General features: G+C 67.4%; 12 protein-coding genes. 4 read left to right on the top strand and 8 right to left on the bottom strand.

Annotated features, from left to right (window positions below; genetic code table 11):
• The 5 genes from ASC55_RS00385 to ASC55_RS00365 form a co-directional block, all read right to left on the bottom strand.
• Entirely contained in the window at window positions 1-1,770 is a 1,770-nt protein-coding gene (locus tag ASC55_RS00385; RefSeq protein WP_055872330.1) for a peptidoglycan D,D-transpeptidase FtsI family protein, read from the bottom strand.
• 25 nt (window positions 1,771-1,795) lie between these two features.
• Window positions 1,796-2,362 carry a hypothetical protein gene (locus ASC55_RS00380; protein WP_055872329.1) on the bottom strand — a complete coding sequence of 189 codons (567 nt, stop codon included), beginning with the start codon at window positions 2,360-2,362 and terminating at the stop codon, window positions 1,796-1,798.
• The gene (gene rsmH, locus ASC55_RS00375) at window positions 2,359-3,297 is read right to left on the bottom strand and encodes a 16S rRNA (cytosine(1402)-N(4))-methyltransferase RsmH (protein ID WP_017830221.1); all 939 of its coding nucleotides are present in this window, start codon (window positions 3,295-3,297) and stop codon (window positions 2,359-2,361) included. Before rsmH ends, ASC55_RS00380 begins: the two co-directional genes overlap by 4 nt.
• 102 nt (window positions 3,298-3,399) lie before the next feature.
• Window positions 3,400-3,831, bottom strand: coding sequence for a division/cell wall cluster transcriptional repressor MraZ (gene mraZ / locus ASC55_RS00370; protein WP_017830220.1), 432 nt, complete (start codon window positions 3,829-3,831; stop codon window positions 3,400-3,402).
• A 265-nt stretch (window positions 3,832-4,096) separates the two neighbouring features.
• Window positions 4,097-4,471, bottom strand: a complete 375-nt coding sequence (locus tag ASC55_RS00365) for a DUF3040 domain-containing protein (RefSeq protein WP_055872328.1) — start codon at window positions 4,469-4,471, stop codon at window positions 4,097-4,099.
• A 97-nt stretch (window positions 4,472-4,568) separates the two neighbouring features.
• Between ASC55_RS00365 and ASC55_RS00360 the strand changes: the two genes are divergently transcribed.
• Entirely contained in the window at window positions 4,569-5,657 is a 1,089-nt protein-coding gene (locus ASC55_RS00360; RefSeq protein ID WP_200935121.1) for a polyprenyl synthetase family protein, read from the top strand.
• Between the two features lie 12 nt (window positions 5,658-5,669).
• Here the strand turns inward: ASC55_RS00360 and ASC55_RS00355 are convergent, their stop codons facing one another.
• A complete protein-coding gene (locus ASC55_RS00355) occupies window positions 5,670-6,038 on the bottom strand; it encodes an Rv2175c family DNA-binding protein (protein WP_327037748.1) in 369 nt (122 codons plus the stop codon).
• Window positions 6,039-6,159: 121 nt separating this feature from the next.
• Here ASC55_RS00355 and ASC55_RS00350 point away from each other — a divergent pair, with 121 nt between their 5' ends.
• The gene (locus ASC55_RS00350) at window positions 6,160-7,341 is read left to right on the top strand and encodes a LysM peptidoglycan-binding domain-containing protein (protein ID WP_055872326.1); all 1,182 of its coding nucleotides are present in this window, start codon (window positions 6,160-6,162) and stop codon (window positions 7,339-7,341) included.
• A gap of 78 nt (window positions 7,342-7,419) precedes the next feature.
• Window positions 7,420-9,366: a Stk1 family PASTA domain-containing Ser/Thr kinase gene (gene pknB, locus ASC55_RS00345; RefSeq protein ID WP_055872325.1), complete on the top strand. Its 1,947-nt coding sequence runs from the start codon at window positions 7,420-7,422 to the stop codon at window positions 9,364-9,366.
• Window positions 9,367-9,472: 106 nt separating this feature from the next.
• Here pknB and ASC55_RS00340 read toward each other — a convergent pair whose 3' ends face one another.
• Both ASC55_RS00340 and ASC55_RS00335 read right to left on the bottom strand, forming a co-directional pair.
• Window positions 9,473-10,813: a class II 3-deoxy-7-phosphoheptulonate synthase gene (locus ASC55_RS00340; protein ID WP_055867309.1), complete on the bottom strand. Its 1,341-nt coding sequence runs from the start codon at window positions 10,811-10,813 to the stop codon at window positions 9,473-9,475.
• A gap of 47 nt (window positions 10,814-10,860) precedes the next feature.
• Window positions 10,861-11,550, bottom strand: a complete 690-nt coding sequence (locus tag ASC55_RS00335; protein ID WP_017830213.1) for a lysophospholipid acyltransferase family protein — start codon at window positions 11,548-11,550, stop codon at window positions 10,861-10,863.
• A gap of 152 nt (window positions 11,551-11,702) precedes the next feature.
• On the opposite strand from ASC55_RS00335, the gene ASC55_RS00330 reads away from it, so the two are divergent.
• Window positions 11,703-13,535, top strand: a complete 1,833-nt coding sequence (locus tag ASC55_RS00330; protein WP_055872324.1) for an AMP-dependent synthetase/ligase — start codon at window positions 11,703-11,705, stop codon at window positions 13,533-13,535.
• Window positions 13,536-13,560 lie beyond the last annotated feature (25 nt).

The following is a 13,560-nucleotide window of genomic DNA, read 5'->3' as shown; positions in this document are numbered from 1 at the left end:
CTATCCGAACTTGGGAAGGAGCTCGTCCATCGGGACAGAGGACGGCATCACGCGATAGGTCTTCATCACCTGCGTCATCGCCTTCTGGAAGGCGGATGCGGTGGCCGCGGACGATACAACCTTAGTCGGCTCGTCTAGGGTGACCACGACGACGTACTGCGGATCGTCGACCGGCGCGAAGCCCACCATGCTGGTGTAGTAGACCCCGGCCTTGTAGCCGCCGTTCCCGTCGGAGACCTGCGCGGTACCGGTCTTGCTGGTCACACGGTAGCCGGGAACCTGGATGCGCTCGGCGTTGCCGCCCTGCACCGCGACGTTCTCGAGCATCCGGGTGAGCTCGGCGGCCGTCTGCTCCTGGATGATCTGCTCGTGCTTCGGATCCGCCGCCTCGGTGACGGTGCCGTCGGCTCCGGTGCACGACTCGACGAGCGAGAGATCGATCTTCTCGCCGCCGTTCGCGATCGCCTGGTAGGCGCCGGCGAGCTGGGCGGCCGTCACGGTGAAGTACTGCCCGAATGTCGTCGTGTAGAGCGACTGGTTGTCCCAGTCGCTGACCGGGTGCAGGATCCCCCCGACCTCGGACGGGAAGTCGAGCGTCTTCTCGCCGACGCCGAACCGCTCGAGGTAGTCGTACCGCACCTCGGGGCTCACCATGGTGCCGAACTTCGACAGCGCGACGTTCGACGAGTCGATGAGTCCACCGGCGAGGGTGTAGTTGTAGGCGGGGTGGCTGAACGCGTCGTTGACGACGGCGCCGTTCGGGAACTTCTCGCGAGAGGAAGCGCTCACCGTGCTGAGGGGCGTCAGACCAGCGCCCTCGATGGCTGCAGCCGCGGTGACGGCCTTGAAGGTCGATCCCGGCTCGAAGTCGCGGTGGAAGATCTGGCTCGCCCTGGTCTCCGGTGTCGAGGCATCGAGGTCGTTCGGGTCCAGCGCCGGCCACTCGGCCGCGGCGCGGATCTTCCCCGTCTTCACCTCGACAACTGTCGCCGTGGCACCCTTGGCGCCCTGTATCTGGGCCTCTTCGGCGATCATCTGCTGCAGGTACCAGTTGAGATCGCTGTTGATGGTCAGTTGCACGGAACCGCCGTTCACGGCGTCGATGGTGCGCTCGCTCCCGGGGATCACGACGCCGTCCTTGCCCTTGCGGTATGTCTCCTCCCCGTCGATGGGAGCCAGGCACGAGTCGTCCAGCTTCTCGACGCCGGCTTGCGCCTCGCCCGAGTTGTCGAGGAAGCCGAGGATATTGCCGGCGACCGCGCCGTTCGGGTACACCCGCGTCTCGCGTGGCGGCATGCTCAAGTAGGAGGAGACGCCCAGCGCCTTGAGCTTCATGAACTGGTCGGTGTTGAGTCCGCGCTTGAGGGCCACGTACTGGCTGTTGGGGTTCTCGGCGAGAGCGTTCGACACCAACGCGCGAACCTCCTCGCCGGTCTGTCCGGTGATGGCCGCGATCTTGTCCGAGGCCTCGGCCCAGGGCAGCTTCGGGTCCTTCTCCTCCACCAGCATGATGACCTGCGGGCTGAGCTGCGCGTCGTAGACCATCACGCTCGACGCCAGGACCGTGCCGTCGGCGTCGACGATCGAACCGCGCTGCCCGGGGATGGCCGAGCTCGCGCCCAGATGCTCGAGCGACTCGGAGACGTGCTCGTCGGCGCTGACCACCTGGATATCGACCAGCCGCACCACGAAGGCGACCAGCACCGAGAGGATCACGGCGAGGGCGACGACGGTGCGTCGCCGCGGTCCGCGGGTGGCTCGTGTCGTCATGGGATCTCTCCGTCGATCGTGGGTGTCAGTGCGTCGTGGGGCTGGGGAGGCCGTCGGTGATCGACGGCGGGAGTTCCTGCGCCGGCTGCTCGGTCGTGGCCGTCCCGTCCTCGGTCTCCGCGGGAGGCGGCGGCGGATCCACGATGAGCGAGTTGCTCACGGCTCCGACGCCGGCGGGGTTGACCGTGGATGTCCAGTCGGCGCCGACCCCGGTGCCGAAGACGGCTCCGTCGCTGAGGCGCAGGTAGGACGGCGAGCCCGCCACGACCATGCCGAGTCCGGCGGCATTGCCCGCCAGTACCTGCGGCGAGCTGACGCCGGTGAGCTCCTCCTGGAGCGCCTGGGTCTTGAGGTTCAATTCGCGCTGCTGCGACGAGAGGCTGGCAAGGGTGAACGAGTCCTGGGTGATCGCGAGCGACAGTGCGATCTGCGCGGCACCGATCGCGAGCGCTCCACCGAGTGCGACGAGGGCGTAGGCGAGCTTCGGCTTGCGACGGACGGCCGGCTGGGTGACCGGCTGCAGCTTCCGCTGCGGGGTCCGCTCCGGTGCGACCGGCTGCACCGGTTTGCGGACGACGGCATTCAGGCTCATACGCTCTCCCGCAGCTTCTCGGCGGCGCGCAGGCGCACCGGGATCGCGCGCGGGTTGCGCGCGCGCTCGTCATCGTCTGCGAGTTCTGCGCCCTTGGTCAGGATGCGGAAGCGCGGAGCATGTTCGGGGAGCTCGACCGGGAGCCCGGCGGGTGCGGTCGAGGAGGAAGCGGCGGCGAACGCCTGCTTCACGAGGCGATCTTCGAGCGACTGGTACGACATCACGACGATGCGTCCTCCGACGCCGAGCGCGTCCATGGCCGACGGAATCGCGTCTGCGAGCACGTTGAGCTCCGCATTCACCTCGATGCGCAGCGCCTGGAACACGCGCTTGGCCGGGTGACCGGCGCGTTGCGCCGCTGCGGGCGTCGCCGCGATCAGGATCTCGACGAGCTCGCCGGAGCGCGTGATCGGCTGCTTCTGACGCGCGTCGATGATGAAGCGGGCGTAGCGGCCGGCGAGCTTCTCCTCGCCGTAGCGTTCGAAGATGCGGCGGAGGTTGCCCTCGCTGTAGGTGGCGATCACGTCAGCGGCGGTGACACCCTTCGTCTGATCCATCCGCATGTCGAGCGGGGCGTCCTTCGAATACGCGAACCCGCGCTCGGCCTCGTCGAGTTGCAGGGAAGAGACGCCGAGATCGAACAGGATCCCCGAAGCTCCCTGCGCGTGGAGCCCGATCTCGTCGTACACCGTGTGCACGAGAGTGACGCGATCACGGAAGCGAGCGAGCCTCTCCCCCGCGATGCGCAGCGCGTCGGTGTCGCGGTCGAGTCCGACCAGACGGATGTTCGGGAAGCGTTCGAGGAGTGCCTCGGAGTGGCCTCCCATGCCGAGGGTGGCATCGACGAGCACCGCTCCGTCCGCCTGGAGGGCGGGAGCGAGCAGCTCGACACAGCGGTCGAGCAGGACGGGGGTGTGTATGTCTCGGAGGTTCATGATCTTTCTCGGGGTGACCTTCGGCTCTGATCCCCCTCCGCTTCTCGACCCGGCACCGGGGAAGTGTGTCGGGGCGGGAGCGGCGGGGCATCACAGCCGTGGTCAGAAGAGTCCCGGAATCACCTCCTGCTCGAGGTCGGAGTAGGTCTCCTCGCCGGCGGCGAGGTAGGCGTTCCAGCTCTCGGCATCCCAGATCTCGGCGTGGGCGCCGACTCCGGTGACGATGAGTTCCTTCTGCAGGCCTGCGTACTGACGCAGGTGCGCCGGGATGGTGATGCGGTTCTGGCTGTCTGGCATCTCCGCGCTGGCTCCGGAGAGGAACAGTCGCATGAAGTCACGCGCCTGCTTGTTGGCGAGCGGGGCCTGACGGATCCGCTCGTGCATCGCCTCGAACTCGGCCGTGCTGAACACGTAGAGGCACCGCTCCTGGCCTCGGGTGACGACGATGCCGCCGCCGAGGTCTTCGCGGAACTTCGCAGGAAGGATGACCCGTCCTTTGTCGTCCAGCTTCGGTGAGTGCGTACCCAGCAACATCGGCCATCACCCCCTCTGCGTCCGGCCAACTCGAGGTGCGCCCCACTTTACTCCACTTTCCTCCACATACCTACGACCAATCCGCAGGCAACGCATGCCGATGACGATCGGCGCGCTGAAGAGCCGCGGAATTACGCGGTGGAGGAAGGTGGAGGGCTAGTGGAGGGTTTTCCCGCCCATCGAGATGGCCCGTTCCCCGCGGGGGTTAACGGCAGAAGCCCGGATGCTCAGCATCCGGGCTTCTGTCGTGAAGTATCGAGGTCGGTCAGTGACCGTCCTGGCGGCGATCCCACCGGTCGTTCATTCGATCCATGAACGAGGCGGATTCCTGCCGCTTGGGAGCGGAACGCTCTCGGGGCTCAGCCGCGCTCGCTCGCCTCACGGGAGTGACGGCGACCATGACACCGGCGAGCATCGCGGCGAAACCGACGACGCCGACGACGATGCCCCAGACGCCGCTGAGGATCACTCCGGCGACCAGGCCGCCGACGCCGGCGAGCAGGAGGAGTGCACCGTAGACGAGATTTCGGTAGCTCAATGCTCGATCGCCGGACGGCGCGGTCACCACGTCGGCATCGTTGTGAAGGAGATGGCGTTCCATCTCGTCGAGCAGACGCTGCTCCTGTTCGGAGAGTGGCATTTCGTCCCCCTCGGGTATCGTGCCTTTCATTCTACGCGCGACCAGGCGTCCGGGGCTAGCAGTTCGGCGTCCCCTTGCTTTACGTATGCTGGGAGTCGTGTCGTCCTCCTCCCCTGTACCCGACGCCGTCGCCGCACATCTCGACCGCTTCCTCGCGCGGATGCGTGACGAAGCGATGGAGTACGGCCCCGATGCGGCATCCTTCCTCTCCGCCGCCGCCGCCACGCTGGACGGAGGCAAGCGGCTTCGTGCGCGGTTCTGCCATGCAGGTTGGCGCGCCGTGGCCAGGTTCCACGACCGAGACGCGACGGAGTCCGATGCTCTGTGGGACATCTGCACCGCACTGGAGATCTTCCAGTCGGCCGCGCTCGTCCACGACGATCTGATCGACAACTCCGACACCCGCCGTGGTCGCCCCGCAGCGCACCGTGCGCTCGAGGCATCGCACCGCGCCGCCGGATGGTCGGGAGATGCGGAGGCGTTCGGTCGGGCATCCGCCATCCTCCTGGGAGATCTCCTGGTCGCGTGGAGCGATGACCTGCTGGAGTCGGCGCTGGAGAGGCAGCCTCAGGCACTCACCGTGCGTTCCGAGTACGCCAGGATGCGAAGAGACGTCACCACCGGTCAGTTCCTCGACATCGCCGAGGAATCGGCGTGGAGCGTCAACGACGGCGGCCTCCATGCGGAACGGGCTCTTCGTGTGGCATCGCTCAAGTCCGCCAGGTACAGCATCGAGCAGCCGCTGGTCCTCGGAGGAGCCTTCGGCGGGGCCGACGCGGATCAGATGGCGGCGCTGCGCCGCTTCGGGCACCCGGTCGGCATGGCCTTCCAGCTCCGGGACGACGTGCTCGGCGTGTTCGGCGACGCATCCGTCACGGGGAAACCGGCCGGAGACGATCTGCGCGAGGGCAAGCGCACAGTACTGATCGCCCTCACCCGGCAGACCCTCGACGCTTCCGCGCGCAATCTCCTGGACGAGATGCTCGGAGACACGGAACTGACGCCGCAGCAGGTGTCGTTCCTGCAGGCGACCATCACCGATTCCGGCGCGCTGGAACAGGTCGAGGCGATGATCGCCGACTATGCGCGCGAGGCTGATCGCGCACTATCGGGCGCCCGGCTCGACAACGCGGCCGTCGGCGAACTGCGCGAGCTCGCGCGGGCGGCGACGGTGCGTTCCTCCTGAGCGATCCTGCGGTCAGGCGAGGGTACGAGCGAGGCGTCGGACCGCGCTCTTGTGCCCGGCCAGCAGGGCGTCGATCGGCGAGCGACCGAGGCTCTCCTCGTCGGCGAGGAGCCAGTCGATCAGCTCGTCGTCCGTGAAGCCGGCATCCTGCAGGACGATCACCGTTCCGCGCAGAGAACTCAGCGGGTGTCCATCGACGATGAACACCGACGGCACCGCGAAGACTCCGCTGCGAGTGGATCCGACCAGGTAGTGCTCGTCGATCAGACGGCGCACACGGCCGAGGGGCTCGTCGAGCACCTCGACGAGGTCGGGCATCGTCAACCACTCGATGGCGGCAGCGGCAGGGGTTCCAGCAACGTTCTCAGACACGTTGCCCACTATCTCACCTCTGCGTGACCGTCGCATGTCGACCCTCCAGTCACATCCTTCACTTGCGTCACTTCAGTTGACTTCTGTTTACATCCGTGTCAGCGTGAAAAACTCGAAAAGGGGGCAAGCCTTGACATTCAAGACCGCCACGCGTCGAACGCGACACCTGCAGATCGGAGTGCCTGCGGCCGTGCTCGGCGCCCTCGCGACCACGCTCACCGCCGCACCGGCCAGCGCGGCTTCCCCCGTGGGCACCGCCACGGTCGAACGCGAGCGCCTCCTCCCCGTACGGGTGGCTCCCTCCGAAGCGGCACCACCGAGCTACGTCGTCCAACCAGGTGACACGGTCTCGGCGATCGCGACGCGCTTCGGGCTGCGCACCGTCGACGTCCTCACCTGGAACGGCCTCTCCTGGCGCTCCGTGATCCACCCCGGCCAGAGTCTGACGCTCCACCCCGGAGCGGTCGCAGCCCCCGCCGCCGCTCCAGCACCCGCCGCCGCGGCCACGCACCAGGTCGTCGCCGGCGACACCGTGTACGCCATCGCTCAGAGATACGGCACGACCGTCGACGCCGTGCTCTCGGCGAACGGCCTCGACCGCGCGTCGATCATCTTCCCCGGTCAGAGCCTCGTCGTCTCCGGGAGCAGTGCGGCGGCCCCACCGGCAGTTGCTCCGGCTCAGACCCCTGCTCCGGCATCCGCCGCCACGCACACCGTCGCCGCAGGAGACACCCTGTTCGGCATCGCGCAGAGATACGGCACGACGACCCAGACGCTGTATGCCGCCAACGGGCTCGGCCCCTCGTCGATCATCTATCCCGGCCAGACGCTCTCTCTGCAGGGGGCGCCGACCCCCGCCCCCGCGACGACTGCTCCCGCCTCCACGGGCGGACAGCAGGCGACGACGCTCTCCGCGGAGCAAGCGGCGAACGCGGCGCTCATCATCCGCATCGGTCGCGAGATCGGCGTCAACGACCGGGCCATCGCCATCGCCCTCGCGACCGGGATGGTCGAGTCGGGGCTGCGCAACCTCGACTGGGGCGACCGCGATTCGCTCGGCATCTTCCAGCAGCGTCCGAGCACAGGGTGGGGAACCCCGGCGCAGATCATGGACGCGGACCGGAGCACACGCGTGTTCTACGGCGGTCAGAGCGACCCGAACGGACAGGCGACCCGCGGGCTCCTGGACATCCCCGGCTGGGACAGCATGCCGTTCACAGCGGCGGCGCAGGCGGTGCAGATCTCGGCGTATCCGGACAGGTACGGCCAGTGGGAGGCTCAAGCATATGCCTGGCTCGCTCTCTACAGCTGACGACATCCGGGAAAACCCGCAGGCCCGAGGGGTGAGGCGCTCCCCTGTCTTTCAGGCAGTTCTCCATAGAATTCTGACGTGACGACCAATCAGCAAGCCGACCCCCTCATCGGGCGGCTTGTCGACGGCCGCTATCGTGTGCGCGCCCGCATCGCCCGCGGAGGCATGGCGACGGTCTATGTCGCGACCGACCTCCGTCTCGAACGGCGCATCGCCCTCAAGGTGATGCACGCGCACCTCAGCGACGACTCGGCCTTCCAGAGCCGCTTCATCCAGGAGGCGAGGGCCGCGGCCCGCCTGGCGGATCCGCACGTCGTCAACGTGTTCGATCAGGGGCAGGACGGCGAGCTGGCGTACCTCGTCATGGAGTACCTGCCCGGAATCACGCTGCGCGAGCTCCTCCGAGAACAGAAGCGCCTCACGCTCCCGCAGACCATCACGATCATGGACGCGATCCTGGCCGGGCTCTCGGCCGCACACCGCGCCGGAATCGTGCATCGCGACGTGAAGCCGGAGAACGTCCTCCTCGCGGAGGACGGCCGCATCAAGATCGGCGACTTCGGACTCGCACGAGCGACGACCGCGAACACCGCGACCGGACAGCAGCTGCTGGGGACGATCGCCTACCTCGCCCCCGAACTCGTCACCCGAGGCACCGCCGACGCCCGCAGCGACATCTACGCGCTCGGCATCATGCTGTACGAGATGCTGGTCGGTGAGCAGCCCTACAAGGGCGAGCAGCCGATGCAGATCGCCTTCCAGCACGCCACGGAGTCTGTCCCGCGGCCGAGCGTTCGTAACCCCGCCGTGCCGGAGCAGCTCGACGAGCTCGTGCTCTGGGCAACGGAGAAGTCCCCGGACGACCGACCAGACGACGCTCAGCAGATGCTCGAGCGCCTGCGGGAGATCGAACGCGACCTCGGCGTCACCCCGACGGCGGCCAGAGCCACGGCTGCGCAGCACAGCCACGGCGACTCCGGCGACCTCACCAAGGTGATGCCGGGAACCATGGTGATCGCCGACCCCACGGCTCCCGTCCCCGCCGCGCTCGACAATGCGACCCTCCTGCGGCGACGCGCGTCCAAGCGCCGCGCGCGCGGAGCGTTCCTCCTCACTCTCGTGCTCCTGCTGGCGGTGCTCGCCGGTGGTGTGGGCTGGTGGTTCGGTTCCGGCCCCGGCTCGCTGATCGCGGTGCCTGCCGTTGCAGGAGGCACCTACGACGCGGCCGCCTCCACGCTGACCGAGGCCGGCTTCGTCCCCGCGCAGAAGGACGAGTTCTCCATCGACATCCCCGCCGGGACCGTGATCGAGACCGACCCTGCCGAGGGTTCGCGACTCGACAAGGGTGCCTCGGTCACGGTGATCGTCTCTGCAGGACCCGCCGCGCACACTCTCGACCCCCTGAACGGACGCGCCGAGCAAGACGCCCGCGACTACCTCGACGGCCTCAACGTCAACGTCACGGACACGTCGCTGATGCTGTTCTCCGACGCCGACGCCGGCATCGTCATCAACGCCTATGTCACCCCGAGAGCCGGCGGAGAGGCATACATCTGCGGCGACGGCTGCGAGGTCTTCGAAGACGACACGGTGGAGCTGTACGTCTCGGCCGGCGAGTTCCCCGATGTCGCGGGCATGTCGATCGGCGAGGCGACCTCCACCCTCTCGGACAAGGGCCTCACCGTCACCGCCGAGCCGCAGTACACGTTCAGCGACAGCGTCGCCAAGGATGTCGTCATCGGTGTGGCCGACCGTGCGGAAGAAGGCAACTGGCGGCCCGGCGACAACGTGCAGCTCATCGTCTCGAAGGGGCCGGAGCTATTCCCCGTGCCCGACGTCTCGGGGAAGACCCTGAACGAGGCCAAGAAGATCCTCGCCGACAAGGGGTTCAAATCGACCTACGCCGCCTGGGGCGATCTGCCGGGCTTCGCCGAGATGGCGAGAGTCACCGGCCAGGATCCTGGTACGGACAAGTCCCTCCCCCGCGGCGGCACCGTGAACCTCTCGATCCAGCTGAGCGGCTGAGCGCTCCCGCGTCGGTTGCTGCAAGAGCACGAACCCACCGACGAAGGAAGCCGCCCTCCCCGATGATTCCGGGAGGGCGGCTTCTTTCGTCTTCGCGACGGGAGCGTCAGCGCTTCTCGAGCTCCTCAGCGACGAGGAAGGCGAGCTCCAGAGACTGCATGTGGTTCAGTCGCGGGTCGCACAGGCTCTCGTAGCGCGTGGCCAGGGCCGCTTCGTCGATCCGCTCCGACCCGCCGAGGCACTCGGTGACGTCGTCACCGGTGAGCTCGACGTGGATGCCGCCGGGGAACGTCCCCACGGCACGGTGCGCTTCGAAGAACCCTCGCACCTCGTCGACCACGTCGTCGAAGCGACGAGTCTTGTAGCCGGTCGGCGTGGTGATGCCGTTGCCGTGCATCGGGTCGGTGACCCACAGGGGCTGCGCACCGGAGTCGCGAACTGCTTCGAGCAGGGGCGGAAGAGCATCGCGGATCTTGCCCGCTCCCATGCGGGTGATGAACGTCAGTCGGCCGGGCTCGCGCTCGGGATCCAGCTTGTCGATCAGAGCGAGGGCGGTGTCCGGCGACGTGGTCGGTCCGAGCTTCACGCCGATGGGATTGCGGATCTTGGAGAAGTAGTCGACGTGCGCGCCGTCGAGCTCGCGCGTGCGCTCTCCGATCCAGAGGAAGTGCGCAGACGTGTTGTACGGGGTGTCCGTACGCGAGTCGATACGCGTCATCGGGCGCTCGTAGTCCATGAGCAGGCCCTCGTGCCCGGTGAAGAACTCGACGCGCTTCAGCTCGTCGAAGTCCGCGCCCGCGGCCTCCATGAACTTGATCGCGCGGTCGATCTCGGCGGCCATGCGCTCGTAGCGCTGATTGGCCGGGTTCTGCGCGAAGCCCTTGTTCCACGAGTGCACCTCGCGGAGGTCGGCGAAACCACCCTGCGTGAACGCGCGGATCAGGTTCAGCGTGGACGCCGCCGTGTGGTAGCCCTGGAGCAGGCGACCGGGGTCGGCCGTGCGGGACCCCTCGGTGAAGTCGTAGCCGTTCACGATGTCGCCGCGGTAAGCCGGCAGCGTGACATCGCCACGGGTCTCGGAGTCGCTCGAACGCGGCTTCGCGAACTGTCCCGCCATGCGGCCCATCTTGACGATGGGCATCGAGGCGCCGTAGGTCAGCACGACGGCCATCTGCAGCACCGTCTTGATGCGGTTGCGGATCTGTTCGGCGGTCGCCCCTGCGAAGGTCTCGGCACAGTCGCCACCCTGGAGCAGGAATGCCTGACCGGATGCGGCGCGCGCGAGCCGGTCGCGAAGGTTGTCGACCTCGCCGGCGAAGACCAGAGGCGGAAGGGTCGCGATCTGCTGGGAGACGTCGGCGACGCGGTCCGCGTCGGGCCACTGCGGCTGCTGCTTGATGGGAAGCGAGCGCCATGCATCAAGGGCTTCGATGTGGTGCGGGAGCATGCGTTCCAGCCTAGTGGTCGCTGGTGCCGCCCAGATCCGCGCGAGGCCTATGTGACGCGACTCGGGAGCCGCTCCTTGACCGTCGAGGCGTAGACGTCTTCGTACTTCTGCTCACCGAGCCTCTGCAGGGCCACCATGATCTCATCGGTGACCGATCGCAGGATGTAGCGATCGTTCTCCATCCCCGCGTAACGGGAGAAGTCGAGAGGCTCCCCGATCACGATGCCGACGCGCACGATGCGCGGCAGCCGCCGACCGATGGGCATCGCCGTGTCGGTGTCGACCATGATCACCGGCACGACAGGGACCTTCGCCTCGAGCGCCATCCTGGCGATGCCGGTGCGCCCTCGGTAGAGCTTGCCGTCCGGGCTGCGCGTGCCCTCGGGGTAGATCCCGAGCAGGTCGCCTCCGCCGAGAACCTGGAGCCCCGTGTTCAGCGAGGCCTCGGAGGCCTTGCCACCCGATCTGTCGATGGGGATCTGCCCTGTGGCCTTCATGAAGAACTTCGTCGCCCAGCCTTTGATGCCGCGACCGGTGAAGTAGTCGCTCTTCGCGAGGAAGGACATCGACCTGTCGATCACCAGGGGAAGGAAGATCGAATCGGCGAAGGAGAGGTGATTGCTCGCGAGGATCGCCGCGCCGTTCGCGGGCACGTTGTTCCGCCCCACGATCCAGGGGCGGAATACCGCCTTGACCACGGGGCCGATCACCACGTACTTCATCAGCCAGTAGAACATCGTGGTGAAGTCTAGCGCCGCGCCCGGCGTCTGTCGGAAGCCTCTTCCGGCGTCGAGCCCGCGAGCGACCCAGTTTCACCCAAGGCGCGACTCGGTTCCATGCCCTAGACTCGTAGCCAAGTCCGTGCCCGACCGGTACCGAAGGAGCTGCCGTGGTCCAGTTTGAAGTCCCTGCGATCGTCCCCGCCGATCCCGACGCGAACGTCGCCGACCTTCTGGTGAAGCGTGTCGAAGCCACTCCTGATCGTGCGCTGTTCTCGGTCCCCGAGGGAGACGGCTGGCGCGACATCTCCGCCGCGGACTTCCAGACGGCCGTGATCGCGCTCGCGAAGGGCTTCGCCGCTGCGGGCATCCGGCCTGGCGAGAAGGTCGGCTTCCTCGCACGCACCACGTACGAATGGACGCTCGTCGACTTCGCGCTCTTCTACGCCGGTGCCGTGATGGTGCCGATCTACGAGACCAGTTCGCCCTCCCAGATCCAGTGGATCCTCGAGGATTCCGGAGCGATCGCGCTCTTGGTGGAGTCGCCGGAGCATTTCGCCCGTGTCGACGAGGTCCGCGGCGACCTTCCCCTGATCCGTGAGGTGTGGCAGCTGCACCTCGGAGCCATCGACACCCTGACCGCACAGGGCGCCTCGGTGACCGACGCCGAGATCGAGCGCCGGCGCAGTCTGGCGGTCGGCTCCGACATCGCGACCCTCATCTACACGTCGGGCTCCACCGGGCGCCCGAAGGGATGCGTGCTCACGCACAGCAACTTCGTCGAGTTGTCCCGCAACTCGGCCAAGGCCCTTGATGAGGTCGTCCAGACGCCCGGAGCCTCCACTCTCCTCTTCATCACGACCGCGCACGTGTTCGCCCGGTTCATCTCGATCCTCGACGTCCACGCGGGAGTGCGCACGGGCCACCAGCCCGACACCCGCCAGCTCCTGCCGGCACTCGGATCGTTCAAGCCCACCTTCCTCCTCGCGGTCCCCCGCGTGTTCGAGAAGGTCTACAACTCCGCGGAGCAGAAGGCCGAGGCCGGCGGCAAGGGCAAGATCTTCCGCGCCGCGGCCGATGTCGCCATCGAGCATTCCAAGCTGCTCGAGGCGGGCAAGCCGATCCCCTTCGGGATGAAGCTCAAGTTCGCCCTGTTCAACAAGCTCGTCTACAGCAAGCTCCGCGAGGCCATGGGTGGCAACGTCGTCTACGCCGTCTCGGGCTCCGCTCCCCTCGGCTCGCGGCTCGGGCACTTCTTCCACAGCCTCGGCGTGGTGATCCTTGAGGGCTACGGCCTGACCGAGACCACCGCTCCCGCCACCGTGAACCTGGCCGACAAGTCGAAGATCGGCACCGTCGGTCCCGCGCTCCCCGGCGTCGGCGTGCGTCTCGCAGACGATGGCGAGATCGAGGTCCGCGGCATCAACGTGTTCAAGGAGTACTGGAACAACCCCGAGGCGACAGCTGAGGCCTTCAGCGAAGGCGGCTGGTTCCACACCGGCGACATCGGCAGCTTCGACTCCGAGGGCTTCCTGACGATCACGGGGCGCAAGAAGGAGATCATCGTCACGGCCGGCGGCAAGAACGTCGCCCCCGCGGCGCTCGAGGACCCGATCCGCGCGAACCCGATCATCGGCCAGGTGGTCGTCGTCGGCGATCAGCGTCCGTTCATCTCGGCGCTCGTGACGCTCGACCCCGAGATGCTCCCGACGTGGCTGGCGAACAATGGCCTCGACGCGAAGATGTCGCTCGTCGACGCCTCCAAGAACGAGGGTGTGCGCGCCGAAGTGCAGCGTGCCGTCGATGCCGCGAATGCTCGCGTCTCGCGTGCGGAGTCGATCCGCAAGTTCACGATCCTCGACTCCGAATGGACAGAGGCCTCCGGACATCTGACCCCGAAGCTCTCGATCAAGCGGAACATCATCATGAACGACTTCGCCGACGAGATCGCCGCGATCTACGACGAGCCCGTCGCGACGACGAACGTCCCGATCGGCGGCTGACGCGCCTAGATCGAAGAAGGGCCCC

Source organism: Microbacterium sp. Root322 (assembly GCF_001425645.1).
Taxonomy (GTDB): Bacteria; Actinomycetota; Actinomycetes; order Actinomycetales; family Microbacteriaceae; genus Microbacterium; species Microbacterium maritypicum.
This window is presented reverse-complemented; position numbering and strand designations above follow the sequence as displayed.